Here is a 19,400-nt window from a genome sequence, read left to right as displayed (position 1 = left end):
TCGCCGGCCGGCCTCGGCGTTGCCGGGGCCGGCCCCACGGACCTTCTAGAGAAATCAGCTCACCCATCCAGGGGAGAACCTTTGCTCGACGTCAACTTCTTCGACGAGCTCCGGATCGGTCTGGCCACCGCCGACGACATCCGGCAGTGGTCCTTCGGCGAGGTCAAGAAGCCCGAGACCATCAACTACCGCACGCTCAAGCCCGAGAAGGACGGACTCTTCTGCGAGAAGATCTTCGGTCCGACGCGGGACTGGGAGTGCTACTGCGGCAAGTACAAGCGCGTCCGCTTCAAGGGCATCATCTGTGAGCGCTGCGGCGTCGAGGTGACCCGCGCCAAGGTGCGCCGTGAGCGGATGGGCCACATCGAGCTGGCCGCGCCCGTCACGCACATCTGGTACTTCAAGGGCGTCCCCTCGCGCCTGGGCTACCTGCTCGACCTCGCGCCGAAGGATCTCGAGAAGATCATCTACTTCGCCGCGTACGTGATCACCGACGTGAACACCGAGCAGCGCCACAACGACTCCTCGACGCTCGAGAACGAGATCGCCGGGGAGCGCAAGCGCCTGGAGACCCAGCGCGACAACGACCTCGAGGCCCGCGCGCAGAAGCTCGAGAACGACATCGCCGAGCTCGAGGCCGAGGGCGCGAAGTCCGACGTGCGCCGCAAGGTCAAGGAGGGCGGCGAGCGCGAGATGCGTCAGCTGCGCGACCGTGCGCAGCGCGAGCTCGACCGCCTCCAGGAGGTGTGGGACACCTTCGCGAAGCTCGACCGCGGGCAGCTCATCCAGGACGAGTCGCTCTACCGCGAGCTCTACGACCGCTACGCGGACTACTTCACCGGCGCCATGGGTGCCGAGGCGATCCAGAAGCTGCTGGAGACCTTCGACATCGACGCCGAGGCCGAGAACCTCCGCGAGACGATCCGGTCGGGCAAGGGGCAGCGCAAGCTGCGCGCGCTCAAGCGGCTCAAGGTCGTCGCGGCGTTCCAGGCCACCGGGAACCGTCCCGGCGGCATGGTGCTCGACTGCGTCCCGGTCATCCCGCCGGACCTGCGCCCGATGGTGCAGCTCGACGGTGGCCGCTTCGCCACCTCGGACCTCAACGACCTGTACCGCCGGGTCATCAACCGCAACAACCGCCTCAAGCGACTGATCGACCTCGGTGCGCCCGAGATCATCGTCAACAACGAGAAGCGGATGCTGCAGGAGGCCGTCGACGCGCTGTTCGACAACGGCCGCCGCGGCCGGCCGGTGACCGGGCCGGGCAACCGCCCGCTCAAGTCGCTGTCCGACCTGCTCAAGGGCAAGCAGGGCCGGTTCCGTCAGAACCTGCTCGGCAAGCGCGTCGACTACTCCGGCCGCTCGGTCATCGTGGTCGGCCCGCAGCTCAAGCTGCACCAGTGCGGCCTGCCCAAGCAGATGGCGCTCGAGCTGTTCAAGCCGTTCGTCATGAAGCGGCTGGTCGACCTCAACCACGCCCAGAACATCAAGTCCGCCAAGCGGATGGTCGAGCGTCAGCGCGGCCAGGTCTGGGACGTGCTCGAGGAGGTCATCAACGAGCACCCGGTGATGCTGAACCGGGCGCCCACGCTGCACCGCCTCGGCATCCAGGCCTTCGAGCCGCAGCTGGTCGAGGGCAAGGCCATCCAGCTCCACCCGCTGGTGTGCGAGGCCTTCAACGCCGACTTCGACGGTGACCAGATGGCGGTCCACCTGCCGCTGTCGGCGGAGGCGCAGGCCGAGGCCCGCATCCTCATGCTGTCGGCGAACAACATCCTCTCGCCGGCGTCGGGCAAGCCGCTGGCCATGCCGCGTCTGGACATGGTCACGGGCCTGTACTACCTGACGACGAAGCGTCCGGGCTCCGACGGCGAGGGCAACGCCTACTCGTCGCCGGCCGAGGCGATCATGGCCTACGACCTGGGGACGCTGCACCTGCAGGCGCCGTGCCGGATCCGGCTCTCGGGCGACGTCGTGCCCGGCCCGGGCATGGTCGGCGAAGACCACGAGCCCGGCACGCCGTGGCTCGCGGACACCACGCTGGGCCGGGTGCTCTTCAACGAGCTCCTGCCCGAGGACTACCCCTTCGTCGACGACCTGCTGCCCAAGAAGCGGCAGGCGGCGATCATCAACGACCTCGCCGAGCGCTACTCGATGACCGAGGTCGCGATGACCCTGGACCGGCTCAAGGACGCCGGCTTCCACTGGGCCACGCGCTCGGGCGTCACGGTCGCCATGGACGACGTCGTCGTGCCGGCGAACAAGCCGCAGATCCTCGAGGGGTACGAGGAGCGGGCCGAGCAGGTCAACAAGCGCTACCAGCGCGGTGCGCTCTCCTACCAGGAGCGCAACGACGAGATGGTGCGCATCTGGGGCCAGGCCACCGAGGAGGTGGCGAAGGCGATGGAGGACCAGTTCCCCGAGGACAACTCCATTCGCCGCATCGTCGAGTCCGGCGCGGCCGGCAACATGACCCAGATCCGGCAGCTCGCCGGCATCAAGGGCCTGGTGGCGAACCCGAAGGGCGAGTTCATCCCGCGCCCGATCAAGGCGAACTACCGCGAGGGCCTCACGGTGGTCGAGTACTTCATCTCGACCCACGGCACCCGCAAGGGTCTCGCCGACACCGCGCTGCGGACGGCGGACTCGGGCTACCTGACCCGGCGTCTGGTCGACGTCTCGCAGGACGTCATCGTCCGCGAGGTCGACTGCGGCACCGAGCGCGGTGTCCCGATGCCGATCGCCGAAGAGACCCCGACCGGCCTCGTGCGCGACGTGCACGTCGACACCAGCGTGTACACCCGCACCGCGGCCTCGGCGGTCACCGACTCCGAGGGCAACGTCGTCCTGGAGAAGGGCGGCGACATCGGGCAGCAGGCGATCGACTCGCTGATCGCCCACGGCATCGGCAAGGTCCGGGTGCGCAGCGTCCTGACCTGCGACTCGGCGCAGGGTGTCTGCGCGATGTGCTACGGCCGGTCGCTCGCGACCGGGCAGCTCGTGGACGTCGGCGAGGCCGTCGGCATCGTCGCCGCGCAGTCGATCGGTGAGCCCGGCACGCAGCTGACCATGCGCACCTTCAAGCAGGGTGGCGTGGCCGGCGAGGACATCACGACCGGTCTGCCCCGTGTGCAGGAGGTCTTCGAGGCCCGCGTGCCCAAGGGCAAGGCGCCGATCGCAGACGTCGACGGGCGCATCCAGCTCGAGGACGGCGACAAGTTCTGGAAGATCACCCTCATCCCGGACGACGGGAGCGAGGAGGTCGTCTACGACAAGCTGTCCAAGCGCCAGCGCCTCGCGACGCTGACCGTGGACGGCACCGAGCGCCCGCTGCAGGACGGCGACCACGTCGACGTCGGGCAGCAGCTGCTCGAGGGCACCGCCGACCCGCACGAGATCCTGCGCGTCATGGGCCCCCGCGAGGTGCAGCTGCACCTCGTCGACGAGGTCCAGAAGGTCTACCGCTCGCAGGGCGTGTCGATCCACGACAAGCACATCGAGGTCATCGTCCGGCAGATGCTGCGCCGGGTGACGATCATCGACTCGGGCGCGACGGAGTTCCTGCCCGGCGGCGTCGTGGACCGCGCGGAGTTCGAGGGCCAGAACCGCAAGGTCGTCGCCGAGGGCGGCGACCCGGCGGCGGGGCGTCCGGTGCTCATGGGCATCACGAAGGCCTCGCTGGCCACCGAGTCGTGGCTCTCGGCGGCGTCGTTCCAGGAGACGACCCGCATCCTCACGAACGCCGCGATCGAGGGGAAGTCCGACAGCCTCGTGGGGCTGAAGGAGAACGTGATCATCGGCAAGCTGATCCCGGCCGGCACCGGCATCAACCGGTACCGGAACATCCAGGTGCAGCCGACCGAGGAGGCGCGCGCCGCGGCGTACGCCCTGCCGAGCTACGACGACGGGTACTACTCGCCGGACGTGTTCGGCAGCGGCAGCGGCGTGGCCGTCCCGCTCGACGACTACGACTTCGGCCAGTACCGCTGACCTGAGTCCGCGTCCCGCACGACCCGACGCCCCCGCCCGGTCCTCCGGGCGGGGGCGTCGTCGCGAGAGGGGAATGCCGCTCCCCGACGACGCGTTGTGCTGCCCGGAGACGCCGGTGGTGTAGTCTGCGGCGAGCCCGTTCGACGACGTGGTGGCTGTCGTCGTCGATATGGAGGTCCTGGTCGGCCTTCGAGGGCACGAGTGGTCCGTCGAGGACGTCTCCGAGTCTCCGGGGGCGCGGATCCGGACCCACCTGCGAACCCTGGCGTCAACGCCGGGTATCGTCTCCGGTGCCCGACGTGATCGGGTCGTCGCGCTGCGCCCGCCCGACGGGCGCGCGGCGTCGACCGGACGCGTCGGCGGTGTCGAGTGTGAGGGCTGCCCACGGCTCTCGCCGACACGCCCGGCCCCGCGACGGGGCCACGACACCGACGACGACGAAGTTCGAGCAGGACACGAGCCAGAGGAACGAATGCCCACCATTCAGCAGTTGGTCCGCCGGGGCCGCGAGGACAAGGTCGAGAAGACCAAGACCGCGGCACTCAAGGGCAGCCCGCAGCGGCGGGGTGTCTGCACCCGCGTGTACACGACCACCCCGAAGAAGCCGAACTCCGCGCTCCGCAAGGTCGCGCGCGTGCGCCTCTCGAACCAGATCGAGGTCACCGCGTACATCCCGGGCGAGGGCCACAACCTGCAGGAGCACTCGATCGTGCTCGTGCGCGGCGGTCGTGTGAAGGACCTGCCGGGCGTTCGCTACAAGATCATCCGCGGCGCGCTGGACACGCAGGCGGTCAAGAACCGCAAGCAGGCCCGCAGCCGCTACGGGACGAAGAAGGACAAGGGCTGACATGCCGCGCAAGGGACCCGCTCCGAAGCGTCCGCTGGTCGCCGACCCCGTCTACGGGGCCCCGCTGGTGACGCAGCTGGTGAACAAGGTGCTCGTCGACGGCAAGCGATCGCTGGCCGAGCGCATCGTCTACGGCGCCCTCGAGGGCTGCCGCGAGCGCAACGGCGCCGACCCGGTCGTCACGCTGAAGCGTGCGCTGGACAACGTGAAGCCGGCCCTCGAGGTCCGCAGCCGCCGCGTCGGTGGCGCGACCTACCAGGTGCCGATCGAGGTGCGCGCCGGCCGCTCGACGACGCTCGGGCTGCGCTGGCTGATCACCTACGCGCGGGCGCGCCGCGAGAAGACCATGGTCGAGCGGCTCACCAACGAGCTCCTCGACGCCTCGAACGGCCTGGGCGCTGCGGTCAAGCGCCGCGAGGACACCCACAAGATGGCCGAGTCGAACAAGGCCTTCGCGCACTACCGCTGGTGACGCGGTGTGCCCCCGGTGCGAACCGCCGGGGGCACCCGCCGTCGCGAACCATCCCGCCGCGGGACCCGCGGCGACGACCCGACGGGAAGAGGAAATTCCGTGGCACGCGACGTGCTGACCGACCTGGGCAAGGTCCGCAACTTCGGGATCATGGCCCACATCGACGCGGGCAAGACCACCACGACCGAGCGCATCCTCTACTACACCGGCATCAACTACAAGATCGGTGAGGTCCACGACGGCGCGGCCACGATGGACTGGATGGAGGAGGAGCAGAAGCGCGGCATCACGATCACGTCCGCCGCGACGACGACCTTCTGGAAGGACCACCAGCTCAACATCATCGACACCCCCGGGCACGTCGACTTCACCATCGAGGTCGAGCGCAACCTGCGCGTCCTCGACGGTGCGGTCGCGGTGTTCGACGCCAAGGAGGGTGTCGAGCCGCAGTCGGAGACGGTGTGGCGGCAGGCCGACACCTACGACGTCCCGCGCATCTGTTTCGTCAACAAGATGGACAAGCTGGGCGCCGACTTCTACTTCACGGTGCAGACGATCAAGGACCGGCTGCACGCGAAGCCGCTGGTCCTGCAGCTGCCGATGGGTGTCGAGTCCGAGTTCTACGGCGTCATCGACCTGGTCCGCATGCGTGCGCTGACCTGGCGCGGTGAGGTGCAGAAGGGCGAGGACTACGCGATCGAGGAGATCCCGGCGGAGTACGCCGAACAGGCCGCCGAGTACCGCGAGGCGCTCATGGAGGCCATCGCCGAGAACGACGAGGCGCTCATGGAGCGCTACTTCGCCGGCGAGGAGATCTCGGTCGAGGAGATCGAGCACGGCATCCGAGCCGTGACGGTCACCAGCGAGTACAACCCCGTGCTGTGCGGGACCGCGTACAAGAACAAGGGCGTCCAGCCCATGCTCGACGCGGTCATCGCCTACCTGCCCGCCCCGGTCGACGTGAAGCCGGTCGAGGGGACGCTGCTCGACGGCGAGACCCCCGTGGTCCGTCGCGCCAGCACCGAGGAGCCCTTCGCCGCGCTGGCCTTCAAGATCATGAGCCACCCGTTCTACGGGAAGCTCACGTACATCCGCGTCTACTCGGGCAAGATCGCCTCGGGCGCGCAGATGATCAACTCGACCAAGGACCGGAAGGAGCGCATCGGGAAGGTCTTCCAGATGCACTCCAACAAGGAGAACCCGGTCGACGAGGCCATGGCGGGCCACATCTACGCGGTCGTCGGGCTGAAGGACACCACGACGGGTGACACCCTCTGCGACCCGCAGAACCCGGTCATCCTCGAGTCGATGGTGTTCCCGACGCCGGTCATCGAGGTCGCGATCGAGCCGAAGTCGAAGGCCGACCAGGAGAAGCTCTCCACCGCCATCCAGCGTCTCTCCGACGAGGACCCGACCTTCCAGGTCGCCCGCGACGAGGAGACCGGCCAGACCATCATCAAGGGGATGGGCGAGCTCCACCTCGAGGTGCTGGTCAACCGGATGAAGTCGGACTTCAAGGTCGAGGCCAACATCGGCAAGCCGCAGGTCGCCTACAAGGAGACCATCCGCCGGCCGGTGGAGAAGTTCGAGTACACGCACAAGAAGCAGACCGGCGGCTCCGGGCAGTTCGCGCGCGTCATCATCGCGCTCGAGCCGATGGAGAAGACCGAGGACGGCGCGCTCTACGAGTTCGTCAACAAGGTCACCGGCGGTCGCGTGCCGCGCGAGTACATCCCGTCGGTCGACGCCGGCGCCCAGGACGCCATGCAGTACGGCATCCTGGCCGGCTACCCGATGACGGGCCTGCGCCTGACGCTGCTCGACGGTCAGTACCACGAGGTCGACTCGTCGGAGATGGCGTTCAAGGTGGCCGGCTCGATGGCGCTCAAGGAGGCGGCCCGCAAGGCGGACCCCGCCATCCTCGAGCCCCTGATGGCCGTCGAGGTGTCGACGCCCGAGGACTACATGGGCGACGTCATCGGCGACCTGAACTCCCGCCGTGGCCAGATCCAGGCCATGGAGGAGCGCAGCGGCAACCGGATCGTCAAGGCGGTCGTGCCGCTCTCGGAGATGTTCGGCTACGTCGGCGACCTGCGGTCGAAGACCCAGGGTCGGGCGAACTACTCCATGCAGTTCGACTCCTACGGCGAGGTCCCGGCGAGCGTCGCCAAGGAGATCATCGCCAAGGTGACCGGCGAGTGAGCACCGCCGCGGCCCCGAGTCCGGACCCCGGAGGACGGGCCGCGGTGAGGCGGGGGATCCGTCCCCGTTAGCCTCGTGAGGTCACCTCGGGTCCTCCACCTGAGCGTCAGCCCACCAGAGGACCGCACGACCGACGTACGACCGCCGATCCACGGCGACGACTGACCCAGAAAGTCCAGGAGGACGAGAGCAGTGGCGAAGGCCAAGTTCGAGCGGACCAAGCCGCACGTCAACATCGGCACCATCGGTCACATCGACCACGGCAAGACGACGCTGACCGCGGCCATCACCAAGGTCCTGCACGACAAGTACCCGGACCTCAACCAGGCGTCCGCGTTCGACATGATCGACAAGGCGCCGGAAGAGCGCCAGCGCGGCATCACGATCTCGATCGCGCACGTCGAGTACCAGACCGAGAACCGGCACTACGCGCACGTCGACTGCCCCGGGCACGCCGACTACGTGAAGAACATGATCACCGGTGCCGCCCAGATGGACGGCGCCATCCTGGTCGTGGCCGCCACCGACGGCCCGATGCCGCAGACCCGCGAGCACGTGCTGCTCGCCCGCCAGGTCGGCGTGCCCTACATCGTCGTCGCGCTGAACAAGGCCGACATGGTCGACGACGAGGAGATCATGGAGCTCGTCGAGATGGAGGTCCGCGAGCTGCTGTCCTCGCAGGACTTCCCCGGCGACGACCTCCCGGTCGTCCGGGTCTCGGCGCTCAAGGCCCTCGAGGGCGACGCCGAGTGGGCCGACGCGATCGTCAGCCTCATGGACGCCGTCGACGAGGCCATCCCCTCGCCGGAGCGCGACACCGAGAAGCCGTTCCTCATGCCCGTCGAGGACGTCTTCACGATCACCGGCCGCGGCACCGTCGTCACCGGCCGCGTCGAGCGCGGCATCGTCAAGGTGAACGAGGAGGTGGAGATCGTCGGCATCCGCGCGAAGTCGACCAAGACCACCGCCACCGGCATCGAGATGTTCCGCAAGCTGCTCGACGAGGGGCGCGCCGGCGACAACGTCGGCCTGCTCGTGCGCGGCATCAAGCGCGAGGACGTCGAGCGCGGCATGGTCATCTGCAAGCCGGGCTCGATCACCCCGCACACCGAGTTCGAGGGCCAGGTCTACATCCTGGGCAAGGACGAGGGCGGGCGGCACACGCCGTTCTTCAACAACTACCGCCCGCAGTTCTACTTCCGGACGACCGACGTCACCGGCGTCGTGACGCTGCCGGAGGGCACCGAGATGGTCATGCCCGGTGACAACACCGAGATGTCCGTCCAGCTGATCCAGCCCATCGCCATGGAGGAGGGCCTCCAGTTCGCCATCCGTGAGGGTGGCCGGACCGTGGGCGCGGGCCAGGTCACGAAGATCCAGAAGTAGCACCACCACCCCGGTGTCGGCGCGCCGTACGGCGCGTGCGACACTTGTCGGGTTGCTTGCCCGGGCGGTCGGCTCAATCGGTATCGAGCCGGCCGCCCCGGCGTGAGCGGGGTCCGTCGAGGACCTGGGTCCGGTCGCGAGGCCGGGCCACCGTGCCGCCGAACCTCCTCCGGGAGCGGGACGCGGGACGGACACACCATGAACAGCGGGGTCCGAGCGCACAGCGAAGGCCTGAAGCCGCGGAGCGACCAACGTCCGGGGCGCGCCAGCCGACAGGGTCGACACGCCCGACCGCGTGAACCGGACGAGGTCCACGGGGTCGTCGCGCGGAGCGACCGGGTCGCCAGCCTGGTGCCGGTCGAGACGAGAAGAGGAACGGCAAGCCACATGGCGGGACAGAAGATCCGCATCAGGCTCAAGGCCTACGACCACGAGGCCATCGACGCGTCGGCTCGCAAGATCGTCGAGACCGTGACGCGCACCGGTGCCTCGGTCGTCGGTCCGGTGCCGCTGCCGACGGAGAAGAACGTCTACTGCGTCATCCGCTCGCCGCACAAGTACAAGGACTCGCGCGAGCACTTCGAGATGCGCACCCACAAGCGACTGATCGACATCGTCGACCCGACGCCCAAGACGGTGGACGCGCTCATGCGCATCGACCTGCCGGCGAGCGTCGACGTCAACATCCAGTGAGGTCCGGCATGTCTGCAGACCCTCTCCGCAGCAACGAGAGGCAGATGCGCGGCGTCCTCGGCACCAAGGTCGGCATGACCCAGGTGTTCGACGAGGCGAACCGCGTCGTCCCCGTCACCGTGGTCAAGGCGGGCCCCTGTGTCGTCACGCAGGTGCGGACCCCCTCGATCGACGGCTACAACGCGGTCCAGATCGCCTTCGGCGCCATCGACCCGCGCAAGGTGAACAAGCCGGAGACCGGCCACTTCGCCAAGGCCGGCGTCACCCCGCGGCGCCACCTCGTCGAGCTCCGGACCTCCGACGCCTCGGCCTACGAGGTCGGCCAGGAGGTCACCGCCGAGGCGTTCGCCGCCGGCGCGGTCGTCGACGTCTCGGCCACCAGCAAGGGCAAGGGCACCGCGGGCGTCATGAAGCGGCACGGCTTCGGCGGCCTCGGCGCGAGCCACGGCACGCAGCGCAAGCACCGCTCGCCCGGCTCGATCGGCGGCTGCGCCACCCCGGCCCGCGTCTTCAAGGGCACCCGCATGGCCGGCCGGATGGGCAACGTCCGGACGACCACGCAGAACCTGACCGTCCACGGTGTGGACGCCGACGCGGGTCTGCTGCTCATCCGCGGCGCCGTCCCCGGCCCGCGCGGCGGCCTCGTCCTCGTCACCTCTGCTGCCAAGAAGGGCGGTGACCAGCAGTGAGCACCCCTGACGGACACACGCCCGGCGTGACCGACACCGAGGGCCCCGACGCGGCCGAGACGGTCGACGCGGGCACGTCCTCGTCGACGGCGGCCGCCACCGCGACCCTGCGGGTCGCCCGGCGCCGCGGCTTCTCCGCCGGCGAGGCGCGGCGGACCGCGCGGCACGACGCGCAGACCGCGGCGGCGACCGGGGAGACCCGCAGCGTGCCGGTGCACACGCCGACCGGCGGCACCGACGGCACCGTCGAGCTCCCCGCGGAGCTCTTCGACGCCCCGGCGAACACCGCGCTGATGCACCAGGTGGTCACCGCCCAGCTCGCGGCGGCCCGCCAGGGCACGCACGACACCAAGACCCGGGGCGAGGTCCGCGGCGGCGGCAAGAAGCCGTACCGCCAGAAGGGCACCGGCCGCGCCCGCCAGGGCTCGACGCGCGCCCCGCAGTTCACCGGCGGCGGCACGGTCCACGGGCCGACGCCGCGGGACTACTCGCAGCGGACGCCGAAGAAGATGAAGGCGGCGGCCCTGCGCGGCGCGCTGTCCGACCGGGCCCGCCACGAGCGGATCCACGTCTTCTCGGCGCTGGTGGACGGCACCGCGCCGTCGACCAAGGGCGCCCGGGCGGCGCTCGAGGGCGTCATCACCCCGAGCCGTGAGCACCAGAAGGTGCTGGCGGTCGTCGCACGCGGCGACGAGGCCGCGCGTCGCAGCGTCGCGAACCTGCCGACGGTGCACCTGCTGACGCCGGACCAGCTCAACACCTACGACGTGCTCCGCGCGGACGACGTGGTCTTCACGTCGGCGGCGCTCGACGCGTTCGTCAGCACCCGCACCGCGGGTGCCGAGGAGGTCGACCAGTGATCGCGGACCCGCGCGACGTCATCCTCGCGCCGGTGATCTCGGAGAAGAGCTACGGCCTTCTCGAGGAGCGCCAATACACGTTCCTGGTGCGCCCGGACGCGAACAAGACCCAGATCAAGATCGCCGTGCAGCAGATCTTCGACGTGACGGTGGCGAGCGTGAACACGCTCAACCGCGAGGGGAAGCGCAAGCGTTCCCGCCGCGGCGTCGGCAAGCGCAAGGACACCAAGCGCGCCGTGGTCACCGTGACGCCGGAGAGCCGGACGATCGACGTCTTCGGCGGGCCCGGGGCCTGAGGGAGCTAGCTGACCAATGGGAATCCGTAGGTACAAGCCGACGACCGCCGGGCGGCGTGGCGCGAGCGTCTCGGACTTCGCCGAGATCACGCGCGACCACCCGGAGAAGTCGCTGATCCGCCCGCTGCACAACAAGGGCGGCCGCAACGCCACGGGCCGGATCACCACCCGGCACCAGGGCGGGGGCCACAAGCGCGCCTACCGGCTGATCGACTTCCGCCGGAACGACAAGGACGGCGTGCCGGCCAAGGTCGCGCACATCGAGTACGACCCGAACCGCAGCGCGCGCATCGCCCTGCTGCACTACGCCGACGGCGAGAAGCGCTACATCATCGCGCCGGAGCGGCTGGGCCAGGGCGACGCGGTGGAGAGCGGTGCCCGCGCCGACATCAAGCCGGGCAACAACCTGCCGCTGCGCAACATCCCCACCGGCACCGTGATCCACGCGATCGAGCTCCGCCCCGGTGGCGGCGCGAAGATCGCGCGGTCGGCCGGCGCGCGGGTGCAGTTGGTGGCCAAGGACGGGCCGTACGCCCAGCTCCGCATGCCGTCCGGCGAGATCCGCAACGTCGACGTCCGCTGCCGCGCGACGATCGGCGAGGTCGGCAACGCCGAGCACTCGAACATCAACTGGGGCAAGGCGGGCCGCAACCGCTGGCGCGGCAAGCGCCCGACGGTGCGCGGTGTCGCCATGAACCCGGTCGACCACCCGCACGGTGGCGGTGAGGGCAAGACCTCCGGTGGCCGCCACCCGGTGAACCCGGCCGGTACCCCGGAGGGCCGCACCCGCGGCCGCAAGGAGAGCGACCGCATGATCGTGCGCCGCCGGCGTACCGGCAAGAACAAGAAGCGATAGAGCAGGAGGGAGACAGCGATGCCACGCAGTGTCAAAAAGGGGCCGTTCGTCGACGACCACCTGCTCAAGAAGGTCGACGCGCTGAACGACTCGAACCGGAAGTCGGTCATCAAGACCTGGTCGCGCCGGTCGACGATCATCCCGGACATGCTCGGCCACACGCTGGCCGTGCACGACGGTCGCAAGCACGTCCCGGTCTTCGTCTCGGAGGCCATGGTCGGGCACAAGCTCGGCGAGTTCGCCCCGACCCGCACGTTCCGCGGGCACGTCAAGGAGGACCGCCGGTCCCGTCGCCGCTAGGCGACGACACCCGACGGTCACCACCCGCGAAACCAGGAAGGTAGACGAACGATGTCTGCACCAGCCGACACCGACACGGACGGGACCCCGCGTTCCGCCGTGGCTCGGGCGCGCTACGTGCGCATGTCGCCGATGAAGGTCCGCCGCGTCGTGGACCTGGTCCGGGGCATGCCCGTCGGCCAGGCCGCGTCGGTGCTGCGGTTCGCCGAGCAGTCCGCCGCGACGCCGGTGGCCAAGCTCGTCGCGAGCGCGGTGGCGAACGCCGAGAACAACTTCGACCTGGACCCCTCCACCCTCGTCATCTCGACGATCACGGTGGACGAGGGCCCGACCATGAAGCGGTTCCAGCCCCGCGCTCAGGGGCGTGCGTACCGCATCCGCAAGCGGACCAGCCACATCACCGTCGAGGTCACCTCCGTGACCGACGCGGACCGGGGCGGTCGCCGGCGCTCGAAGGGAAGGACCCGCTGATGGGTCAGAAGATCAACCCGCACGGGTTCCGTCTGGGCATCACCACGGACTGGAAGTCCCGGTGGTACGCCGACAAGCAGTACGCCGACTACGTGGCCGAGGACGTCAAGATCCGCCGCATGCTCTCCAAGGGCATGGAGCGGGCCGGCATCTCCAAGGTCGAGATCGAGCGCACCCGCGACCGGGTGCGCGTGGACATCCACACCGCCCGCCCGGGGATCGTCATCGGTCGCCGCGGCGCGGAGGCCGACCGCCTGCGCGGCAACCTCGAGAAGCTGACCGGCAAGCAGGTCCAGCTGAACATCCTCGAGGTCAAGGGCGCCGAGGCGGACGCGCAGCTCGTGGCGCAGGGCGTCGCGGAGCAGCTGTCCAACCGCGTGTCGTTCCGTCGCGCGATGCGCAAGGCCATGCAGTCGGCCATGCGCTCGCCGGGCGTCAAGGGCATCCGGGTGCAGTGCTCCGGCCGGCTCGGCGGCGCCGAGATGTCCCGCTCGGAGTTCTACCGCGAGGGGCGCGTGCCGCTGCACACGCTGCGCGCGGAGATCGACTACGGCCTGTTCGAGGCGCGGACCAACTTCGGCCGCATCGGCGTGAAGGTCTGGATCTACAAGGGCGACGTCGTCGGCGGCAAGCGCGAGTCCGAGCGCCAGGCCGCCCTCGACGCCGCGACCCGCGAGCCGCGTCGCGGCCGGGGTGGCGGCGGTGGCAACGACCGCCCCCGCGGCCGCCGCTCCGGCGCCTCCGGCACGACCGGCTCGGGCACCGAGGCCGGGCGCGCCGCCGCCGAGCAGGCCGCGGGCTCGACCGGGTCCGCGTCCACCGCGCCGGCGTCGACCGGATCGGAGGCCTGAGCCATGCTGATGCCCCGCCGGGTCAAGTTCCGCAAGCAGCACCGGCCCGACCGCTCGGGTGCCGCCAAGGGCGGCACGCAGATGGCGTTCGGCGACTACGGGATCCAGGCGCTCGAGCACGGCTACGTGACGAACCGCCAGATCGAGTCGGCCCGTATCGCGATCACCCGCCACATCCGCCGTGGCGGCAAGGTCTGGATCAACATCTTCCCGGACCGCCCGCTGACCAAGAAGCCCGCCGAGACCCGCATGGGTTCCGGCAAGGGCTCGCCGGAGAAGTGGGTCGCGAACGTGAAGCCGGGCCGGGTCATGTTCGAGATGAGCTACCCCAACGAGGCCACCGCCCGTGAGGCACTGCGTCGCGCGCAGCACAAGCTGCCGATGCGCTGCCGCATCGTCACCCGTGAGGAGGCGTTCTGATGGCAGCGGGAACCCCCGCCAGCGAGCTCCGCGAGCTGTCCTCCGAGGACCTCGTCGCGCGTGCCCGTGAGGCGAAGGCCGAGCTGTTCAACCTCCGGTTCCAGATGGCGACCGGGCAGCTCGACAACAACCGCCGGCTGCGGACCGTCCGCCACGACATCGCGCGCATCTACACGGTGATGCGCGAGCGTGAGCTCGGTCTGTCCGCGGCCCCCGACGAGGAAGGGGCGGCATGACCAGCGCCGCTGACAGCGAGCAGGTGCGCAGCGAGGTCAAGGCCGACGCCCCTGCCGAGCAGAAGCCGGGCGAGCGGAACGACGACCGCGGCCTGCGCAAGACCCGCGAGGGCCTGGTCGTCTCGGACAAGATGTCCAAGACGATCGTCGTGAGCCTCGAGGACCGGGTGAAGCACCCGCGCTACTCGAAGGTCATCCGCCGGACCAAGAAGGTCAAGGCGCACGACGAGAACAACACCGCCGGCCCCGGCGACCGCGTGCTCCTCATGGAGACCCGGCCGCTCTCGGCCACCAAGCGGTGGCGGCTCGTCGAGATCCTCGAGAAGGCCAAGTAGCACCCCTTCGGGGCCACATCGAAACCATCCGACGCCCGGCGTCGGGAAGGTCAGGAGAGAAGCAGTGATCCAGCAGGAGTCGCGACTCCGGGTCGCCGACAACACGGGTGCCAGGGAGATCCTGTGCATCCGTGTGCTCGGTGGCTCGTCCCGCCGCTACGCGGGCATCGGCGACGTCATCGTGGCCACCGTCAAGGAGGCCATCCCGGCCTCCGGGGTGAAGCGCGGGGACGTCGTCAAGGCCGTCGTGGTGCGCACCGTCAAGGAGAAGCGCCGCCCGGACGGCTCGTACATCAAGTTCGACGAGAACGCCGCGGTGATCATCAAGAACGACCGCGAGCCGCGCGGGACCCGCATCTTCGGCCCGGTCGGCCGGGAGCTCCGCGACAAGCGGTTCATGCGGATCATCTCGCTCGCACCGGAGGTGCTGTAGCCAGATGAAGGTCAAGAAGGGCGACACGGTCCTCGTCATCGCCGGCAAGGACAAGGGCGCGAAGGGCAAGGTCATCCAGGCCTACCCCGACCGCGACAAGGTCCTCGTCGAGGGCGTCGGCCGGGTCAAGAAGCACACCGCCCAGTCCGCCAACCAGCGGGGCGCGCAGTCCGGCGGGATCGTCACGCAGGAGGCCGCCATCCACGTCTCGAACGTGATGGTCGTCGACTCCGACGGCAAGCCGACCCGCGTGGGCTACCGCGACGGCGGCGAGGGTGAGCAGAAGCGCGTGCGCGTCTCGCGCCGCAACGGGAAGGACATCTGATGACGAGCACCGAGACTCGTCCTCGGCTGCAGGCGCGGTACCGGGACGCGATCCGTCAGGAGCTCACGGACCAGTTCCACTACCCGAACCCGATGCTCGTGCCCGGCGTCGTCAAGGTCGTCGTGAACATGGGCGTCGGCGAGGCCGCGCGGGACTCCAAGCTGATGGAGGGCGCGGTCCGCGACCTCACGCTGATCGCCGGCCAGAAGCCGGAGATCCGCCGGGCGCGCAAGTCGATCGCGCAGTTCAAGCTGCGCGAGGGCATGCCGATCGGGGCGCGCACGACGCTGCGCGGTGCCCGCATGTGGGAGTTCCTGGACCGCCTGGTCTCGATCAGCCTCCCGCGCATTCGCGACTTCCGCGGACTCTCGCCGAAGCAGTTCGACGGGTCGGGCAACTACACCTTCGGTCTCTCGGACCAGACGATGTTCCACGAGATCGACCAGGACTCGATCGACCGGCCGCGGGGGATGGACATCACCGTGGTCACCTCCGCGACCACCGACGAGGAAGGCCGGGCCCTGCTGCGCGCCCTCGGCTTCCCGTTCAGGGAGAACTGAGCCATGGCGAAGAAGGCACTGGTCAACAAGGCCGCGCAGACCCCGAAGTTCAAGGTCCGCGGCTACACCCGCTGCAACCGCTGCGGGCGCGCGCGTGCGGTGCTCCGCAAGTTCGGGCTCTGCCGCGTCTGCCTGCGCGAGATGGCGCACCGGGGCGAGCTCCCGGGCGTCAGCAAGTCCTCGTGGTGAGCACGCCCGACACGGCCGAGACCGTGACCGAGGAGGAGCTGCCGGGCCGACCGATCGACCCGCAGCTGCTCGAGCTCATCCAGCGCGTGGCCCACCGCGAGCACCTGCTCCCGGAGTCCCACGAGCACCACCGTTCGAACAACTTGACCCGCCCCGGACGCCGCAGGCCCGCCACGGGGTCGTCCGCCCGCCGGACGACCCGGGGTACCACGGCGAGGAAGGTGACCTGGTCGCGATGACGATGACCGACCCCATCGCGGACATGCTCACGCGCATCCGGAACGCCAACTCGGCGTTCCACGAGAACGTGACCATGCCGCACAGCAAGCTGAAGGCCCACGTGGCGCAGGTCCTGCTCGAGCAGGGCTACATCGCCGGGTACCGCAGCGAGGACGCGACCGTGGGCAAGAGCCTGGTCGTCGACCTGAAGTACGGACCGAACCGCGAGCGCAGCATCGCCGGCATCAAGCGCATCTCGAAGCCGGGCCTGCGCGTCTACGCGAAGTCCACCGAGCTCCCCCGGGTGCTCGGCGGCCTCGGCGTCGCGATCATCTCGACGTCCTCGGGTCTGCTGACCGACCGGCAGGCCTACCAGCGACGGATGGGCGGGGAAGTCCTCGCCTTCGTCTGGTAGCGGAGAGGGGAACCGAACCATGTCACGCATCGGCAAGGCCCCGATCACCGTGCCGTCCGGCGTGGACGTCACCGTCGAGGGCCAGAACGTCACCGTGAAGGGGCCCAAGGGCACCCTGACCCACACCGTCGACCGCCCGATCGAGGTCGGACTCGAGGACGGTGTCCTCTCGGTCACCCGGCCGAACGACGAGCGCGAGAACCGGTCGTTGCACGGGCTCTCCCGCTCGCTGCTGAACAACCTCGTCCTCGGGGTCACGCAGGGCTTCGAGCGGAAGCTCGAGATCCACGGCGTCGGCTACCGCGTGCAGCTCAAGGGCTCCACCCTCGAGTTCGCCCTCGGTTACAGCCACCCCGTGCGGATCGAGGCGCCCGAGGGCATCACGTTCGCGGTCGAGAACCCGACCCGCTTCTCGGTGCAGGGCATCGACAAGCAGGCCGTCGGGCAGATCGCCGCCAACATCCGCCGCCTGCGCAAGCCCGACCCCTACAAGGGCAAGGGCGTGCGGTACGCCGGCGAGCAGATCCGCCGCAAGGTCGGGAAGACGGGTAAGTGATGGCTGAGACCACCGAGAAGAAGCGCACCCAGGTCGGGAAGAACGTCTCCGAGACCCGGCGCACCGGCCGCATCCGCCGTCACACCCGCCTCCGCAAGAAGGTGGAGGGCACGGCCGAGCGTCCGCGTCTGGTCGTCACCCGCTCCTCGCGGCACATCACCGCGCAGGTGGTCGACGACCTCGCCGGCCACACCCTCGCGCACGCCTCCAGCATGGAGGCCGACGTGCGGGGGCTGGAGGGCGACAAGAAGGCGCAGGCCGCCAAGGTCGGCGAGCTGGTCGCTTCCCGTTCGAAGAGCGCCGGCATCGACGCGGTCGTGTTCGACCGCGGCGGGCGCCGGTACCACGGCCGCATCGCGCAGCTCGCCGACGCGGCCCGCGAGGGGGGCCTGACCTTCTGATGGCTCCCTCGATCACGACTGTGCTTGATCGGAAATACCTGCAAGGGAAGGACGCCTGATGCCGGGCACTCAGCGCCGCGAGGGCGGCGGCCAGGGCGGGCGCGACCGCGACCGTCAGGGCGGCGGCCGCGGCGGCGCCCAGGACAGGACGCCGCACCTCGAGCGCGTCGTCGCCATCAACCGCGTGGCCAAGGTCGTCAAGGGCGGCCGCCGCTTCAGCTTCACCGCGCTCGTCATCGTCGGCAACGGCGACGGCGAGGTCGGCGTGGGCTACGGCAAGGCCAAGGAGGTGCCGGCCGCGATCGCCAAGGGCGTGGAGGAGGCGAAGAAGAACTTCTTCCGCGTCCCGCGGATCGGCGGCACCATCACGCACCCCGTGCAGGGCGAGGACGCCGCGGGCGTCGTCCTCCTGCGCCCCGCGAGCCCCGGTACCGGTGTCATCGCCGGCGGCCCGGTGCGCGCGGTCCTGGAGTGCGCGGGGATCCAGGACATCCTGTCCAAGTCCCTGGGCAGCCAGAACGCCATCAACATCGTGCACGCCACGGTGGCGGCCCTGAAGGCGCTGCAGGTCCCCGAGGCCGTCGCGGCCCGCCGGGGTCTGCCGCTCGACGAGGTCGCGCCGGCGCGGATGCTGCGTCAGCGCGCGGGTCAGGGGGTCTGACATGGCCGACCTCAAGGTCACGCAGATCCGCTCCGGGATCGGGGGCAAGCGCAACCAGCGCGAGACCCTGCGGACGCTCGGCCTGCGCCGGATCGGCGCGACGGTCATGCGGCCGGACACCCCGCAGAACCGCGGGCTCGTCCACACCGTGCGGCACCTCGTCTCCGTCGAGGAGGTCTGACATGACCGAACCGCTGAAGCTCCACCACCTCCGTCCGGCCCCCGGGTCGAAGACGGAGAAGACCCGCGTCGGCCGCGGTGAGGCCTCCAAGGGCAAGACCGCCGGCCGCGGTACGAAGGGCACGGGCGCCCGCAAGAACGTGCCCGCGCGCTTCGAGGGCGGGCAGATGCCGCTGCAGATGCGCCTGCCGAAGCTCAAGGGCTTCCGCAACCGCAACAAGGTCGTCGCGCAGGTCGTCAACGTCGGCGACCTGGCCCGGCTGTTCCCCGACGGCGGCGAGGTCGGTCCGGCCGAGCTCGTCGCGGCCGGGGCCGTCCGCGCGGGGCACCCGGTGAAGGTGCTCGGCGAGGGCGAGCTCGGCTCGGTGACGCTCCGGGTGAGCGCGCACGCGTTCTCCGGCGCCGCCAGCGAGAAGATCTCCGCGGCGGGCGGGACGACCACGGTCGTCTGAGCACCGCATCCGTGCCCCGGGCCCGGAGGAGCCACCGTGCTCCTCCGGGCCCGCGTGCGTTCGCAGGGGTCCGATCGCGGGGAGGGCCTGCTGTTAGGCTCGCCG

27 protein-coding genes are annotated in these 19,400 nt (G+C 70.0%); all 27 read left to right on the top strand.

Annotated elements, in window-relative coordinates:
* Nucleotides 1-81 precede the first annotated feature (81 nt).
* The 27 genes from WCD74_RS11350 (at nt 82) to rplO (ending at nt 19,295) form a co-directional block, all read left to right on the top strand.
* Entirely contained in the window at nt 82-3,990 is a 3,909-nt protein-coding gene (locus WCD74_RS11350; protein WP_337694953.1) for a DNA-directed RNA polymerase subunit beta', read from the top strand.
* A gap of 472 nt (nt 3,991-4,462) precedes the next feature.
* Nucleotides 4,463-4,837 carry a 30S ribosomal protein S12 gene (rpsL, locus tag WCD74_RS11345; protein ID WP_018330902.1) on the top strand — a complete coding sequence of 125 codons (375 nt, stop codon included), beginning with the start codon at nt 4,463-4,465 and terminating at the stop codon, nt 4,835-4,837.
* A 1-nt stretch (nt 4,838) separates the two neighbouring features.
* Nucleotides 4,839-5,309, top strand: a complete 471-nt coding sequence (rpsG, locus tag WCD74_RS11340) for a 30S ribosomal protein S7 (protein WP_286051526.1) — start codon at nt 4,839-4,841, stop codon at nt 5,307-5,309.
* Nucleotides 5,310-5,408: 99 nt separating this feature from the next.
* Nucleotides 5,409-7,511: an elongation factor G gene (fusA, locus tag WCD74_RS11335; protein WP_286051527.1), complete on the top strand. Its 2,103-nt coding sequence runs from the start codon at nt 5,409-5,411 to the stop codon at nt 7,509-7,511.
* Between the two features lie 192 nt (nt 7,512-7,703).
* A complete protein-coding gene (gene tuf / locus WCD74_RS11330) occupies nt 7,704-8,897 on the top strand; it encodes an elongation factor Tu (RefSeq protein WP_337694952.1) in 1,194 nt (397 codons plus the stop codon).
* Nucleotides 8,898-9,284: 387 nt separating this feature from the next.
* Nucleotides 9,285-9,590 (top strand): 30S ribosomal protein S10, encoded by a 306-nt coding sequence (gene rpsJ, locus WCD74_RS11325; protein WP_018177839.1) that lies wholly within the window; start codon nt 9,285-9,287, stop codon nt 9,588-9,590.
* An 8-nt stretch (nt 9,591-9,598) separates the two neighbouring features.
* Nucleotides 9,599-10,279, top strand: coding sequence for a 50S ribosomal protein L3 (gene rplC / locus WCD74_RS11320; RefSeq protein WP_337694951.1), 681 nt, complete (start codon nt 9,599-9,601; stop codon nt 10,277-10,279).
* Nucleotides 10,280-10,491: 212 nt separating this feature from the next.
* Nucleotides 10,492-11,139, top strand: a complete 648-nt coding sequence (rplD, locus tag WCD74_RS11315) for a 50S ribosomal protein L4 (RefSeq protein ID WP_373696064.1) — start codon at nt 10,492-10,494, stop codon at nt 11,137-11,139.
* On the top strand, nt 11,136-11,435 hold the full coding sequence (gene rplW / locus WCD74_RS11310) for a 50S ribosomal protein L23 (protein WP_286051530.1): 300 nt from the start codon (nt 11,136-11,138) through the stop codon (nt 11,433-11,435). Before rplD ends, rplW begins: the two co-directional genes overlap by 4 nt.
* A gap of 16 nt (nt 11,436-11,451) precedes the next feature.
* On the top strand, nt 11,452-12,291 hold the full coding sequence (gene rplB / locus WCD74_RS11305) for a 50S ribosomal protein L2 (RefSeq protein ID WP_337694950.1): 840 nt from the start codon (nt 11,452-11,454) through the stop codon (nt 12,289-12,291).
* Between the two features lie 18 nt (nt 12,292-12,309).
* Nucleotides 12,310-12,591 (top strand): 30S ribosomal protein S19, encoded by a 282-nt coding sequence (gene rpsS / locus WCD74_RS11300; protein ID WP_286051532.1) that lies wholly within the window; start codon nt 12,310-12,312, stop codon nt 12,589-12,591.
* Nucleotides 12,592-12,642: 51 nt separating this feature from the next.
* Complete coding sequence (rplV, locus tag WCD74_RS11295) at nt 12,643-13,062, top strand: 50S ribosomal protein L22 (RefSeq protein ID WP_337694949.1); 420 nt, start codon at nt 12,643-12,645, stop codon at nt 13,060-13,062.
* Entirely contained in the window at nt 13,062-13,913 is an 852-nt protein-coding gene (gene rpsC, locus WCD74_RS11290; RefSeq protein WP_337694948.1) for a 30S ribosomal protein S3, read from the top strand. The genes rplV and rpsC overlap by 1 nt, the downstream gene beginning before the upstream one ends.
* 3 nt (nt 13,914-13,916) lie before the next feature.
* Nucleotides 13,917-14,333 carry a 50S ribosomal protein L16 gene (rplP, locus tag WCD74_RS11285; protein WP_337694947.1) on the top strand — a complete coding sequence of 139 codons (417 nt, stop codon included), beginning with the start codon at nt 13,917-13,919 and terminating at the stop codon, nt 14,331-14,333.
* On the top strand, nt 14,333-14,569 hold the full coding sequence (rpmC, locus tag WCD74_RS11280) for a 50S ribosomal protein L29 (protein ID WP_018330914.1): 237 nt from the start codon (nt 14,333-14,335) through the stop codon (nt 14,567-14,569). The genes rplP and rpmC overlap by 1 nt, the downstream gene beginning before the upstream one ends.
* Entirely contained in the window at nt 14,566-14,904 is a 339-nt protein-coding gene (gene rpsQ, locus WCD74_RS11275) for a 30S ribosomal protein S17 (protein ID WP_286051536.1), read from the top strand. The genes rpmC and rpsQ overlap by 4 nt, the downstream gene beginning before the upstream one ends.
* A gap of 64 nt (nt 14,905-14,968) precedes the next feature.
* On the top strand, nt 14,969-15,337 hold the full coding sequence (gene rplN / locus WCD74_RS11270; protein WP_018330916.1) for a 50S ribosomal protein L14: 369 nt from the start codon (nt 14,969-14,971) through the stop codon (nt 15,335-15,337).
* 4 nt (nt 15,338-15,341) lie between these two features.
* Complete coding sequence (gene rplX, locus WCD74_RS11265) at nt 15,342-15,662, top strand: 50S ribosomal protein L24 (protein WP_018330917.1); 321 nt, start codon at nt 15,342-15,344, stop codon at nt 15,660-15,662.
* The gene (gene rplE / locus WCD74_RS11260; RefSeq protein ID WP_337694946.1) at nt 15,662-16,222 is read left to right on the top strand and encodes a 50S ribosomal protein L5; all 561 of its coding nucleotides are present in this window, start codon (nt 15,662-15,664) and stop codon (nt 16,220-16,222) included. The genes rplX and rplE overlap by 1 nt, the downstream gene beginning before the upstream one ends.
* A 3-nt stretch (nt 16,223-16,225) precedes the next feature.
* On the top strand, nt 16,226-16,411 hold the full coding sequence (locus WCD74_RS11255) for a type Z 30S ribosomal protein S14 (protein ID WP_337694945.1): 186 nt from the start codon (nt 16,226-16,228) through the stop codon (nt 16,409-16,411).
* Nucleotides 16,408-16,650, top strand: a complete 243-nt coding sequence (locus WCD74_RS11250; protein WP_337694944.1) for a hypothetical protein — start codon at nt 16,408-16,410, stop codon at nt 16,648-16,650. The genes WCD74_RS11255 and WCD74_RS11250 overlap by 4 nt, the downstream gene beginning before the upstream one ends.
* On the top strand, nt 16,647-17,045 hold the full coding sequence (gene rpsH / locus WCD74_RS11245; RefSeq protein WP_286051539.1) for a 30S ribosomal protein S8: 399 nt from the start codon (nt 16,647-16,649) through the stop codon (nt 17,043-17,045). The genes WCD74_RS11250 and rpsH overlap by 4 nt, the downstream gene beginning before the upstream one ends.
* Nucleotides 17,046-17,064: 19 nt before the next feature.
* Entirely contained in the window at nt 17,065-17,601 is a 537-nt protein-coding gene (gene rplF, locus WCD74_RS11240) for a 50S ribosomal protein L6 (protein ID WP_286051540.1), read from the top strand.
* Nucleotides 17,601-18,002, top strand: coding sequence for a 50S ribosomal protein L18 (gene rplR, locus WCD74_RS11235; protein ID WP_337694943.1), 402 nt, complete (start codon nt 17,601-17,603; stop codon nt 18,000-18,002). The genes rplF and rplR overlap by 1 nt, the downstream gene beginning before the upstream one ends.
* 58 nt (nt 18,003-18,060) lie before the next feature.
* Complete coding sequence (gene rpsE / locus WCD74_RS11230) at nt 18,061-18,663, top strand: 30S ribosomal protein S5 (RefSeq protein ID WP_018330924.1); 603 nt, start codon at nt 18,061-18,063, stop codon at nt 18,661-18,663.
* A gap of 1 nt (nt 18,664) precedes the next feature.
* Nucleotides 18,665-18,844 carry a 50S ribosomal protein L30 gene (gene rpmD / locus WCD74_RS11225; RefSeq protein WP_337694942.1) on the top strand — a complete coding sequence of 60 codons (180 nt, stop codon included), beginning with the start codon at nt 18,665-18,667 and terminating at the stop codon, nt 18,842-18,844.
* Between the two features lies 1 nt (nt 18,845).
* Nucleotides 18,846-19,295 (top strand): 50S ribosomal protein L15, encoded by a 450-nt coding sequence (gene rplO, locus WCD74_RS11220; RefSeq protein WP_337694941.1) that lies wholly within the window; start codon nt 18,846-18,848, stop codon nt 19,293-19,295.
* The last annotated feature ends 105 nt before the right edge of the window (nt 19,296-19,400 follow it).

The organism is Actinomycetospora aurantiaca (assembly GCF_037401875.1).
GTDB classification, from domain to species: Bacteria; Actinomycetota; Actinomycetes; order Mycobacteriales; family Pseudonocardiaceae; genus Actinomycetospora; species Actinomycetospora aurantiaca.
The sequence above is the reverse complement of the archived record's forward strand: the minus strand, read 5'-3'. Positions and strand labels throughout refer to the sequence as shown.

What these genes read in the sequence shown, in the direction of transcription:
- rpsL (WP_018330902.1), top strand. Translation starts at nt 4,463, where the DNA reads ATGCCCACCATTCAGCAGTTGGTCCGCCGGGGCCGCGAGGACAAGGTC.
- rpsG (WP_286051526.1), top strand. Translation starts at nt 4,839, where the DNA reads ATGCCGCGCAAGGGACCCGCTCCGAAGCGTCCGCTGGTCGCCGACCCC.
- rpsJ (WP_018177839.1), top strand. Translation starts at nt 9,285, where the DNA reads ATGGCGGGACAGAAGATCCGCATCAGGCTCAAGGCCTACGACCACGAG.
- rplC (WP_337694951.1), top strand. Translation starts at nt 9,599, where the DNA reads ATGTCTGCAGACCCTCTCCGCAGCAACGAGAGGCAGATGCGCGGCGTC.
- rplB (WP_337694950.1), top strand. Translation starts at nt 11,452, where the DNA reads ATGGGAATCCGTAGGTACAAGCCGACGACCGCCGGGCGGCGTGGCGCG.
- rpsS (WP_286051532.1), top strand. Translation starts at nt 12,310, where the DNA reads ATGCCACGCAGTGTCAAAAAGGGGCCGTTCGTCGACGACCACCTGCTC.
- rplV (WP_337694949.1), top strand. Translation starts at nt 12,643, where the DNA reads ATGTCTGCACCAGCCGACACCGACACGGACGGGACCCCGCGTTCCGCC.
- rpsC (WP_337694948.1), top strand. Translation starts at nt 13,062, where the DNA reads ATGGGTCAGAAGATCAACCCGCACGGGTTCCGTCTGGGCATCACCACG.
- rplP (WP_337694947.1), top strand. Translation starts at nt 13,917, where the DNA reads ATGCTGATGCCCCGCCGGGTCAAGTTCCGCAAGCAGCACCGGCCCGAC.
- rpmC (WP_018330914.1), top strand. Translation starts at nt 14,333, where the DNA reads ATGGCAGCGGGAACCCCCGCCAGCGAGCTCCGCGAGCTGTCCTCCGAG.
- rpsQ (WP_286051536.1), top strand. Translation starts at nt 14,566, where the DNA reads ATGACCAGCGCCGCTGACAGCGAGCAGGTGCGCAGCGAGGTCAAGGCC.
- rplX (WP_018330917.1), top strand. Translation starts at nt 15,342, where the DNA reads ATGAAGGTCAAGAAGGGCGACACGGTCCTCGTCATCGCCGGCAAGGAC.
- rplE (WP_337694946.1), top strand. Translation starts at nt 15,662, where the DNA reads ATGACGAGCACCGAGACTCGTCCTCGGCTGCAGGCGCGGTACCGGGAC.
- WCD74_RS11255 (WP_337694945.1), top strand. Translation starts at nt 16,226, where the DNA reads ATGGCGAAGAAGGCACTGGTCAACAAGGCCGCGCAGACCCCGAAGTTC.
- rpsH (WP_286051539.1), top strand. Translation starts at nt 16,647, where the DNA reads ATGACGATGACCGACCCCATCGCGGACATGCTCACGCGCATCCGGAAC.
- rplF (WP_286051540.1), top strand. Translation starts at nt 17,065, where the DNA reads ATGTCACGCATCGGCAAGGCCCCGATCACCGTGCCGTCCGGCGTGGAC.
- rplR (WP_337694943.1), top strand. Translation starts at nt 17,601, where the DNA reads ATGGCTGAGACCACCGAGAAGAAGCGCACCCAGGTCGGGAAGAACGTC.
- rpsE (WP_018330924.1), top strand. Translation starts at nt 18,061, where the DNA reads ATGCCGGGCACTCAGCGCCGCGAGGGCGGCGGCCAGGGCGGGCGCGAC.
- rpmD (WP_337694942.1), top strand. Translation starts at nt 18,665, where the DNA reads ATGGCCGACCTCAAGGTCACGCAGATCCGCTCCGGGATCGGGGGCAAG.
- rplO (WP_337694941.1), top strand. Translation starts at nt 18,846, where the DNA reads ATGACCGAACCGCTGAAGCTCCACCACCTCCGTCCGGCCCCCGGGTCG.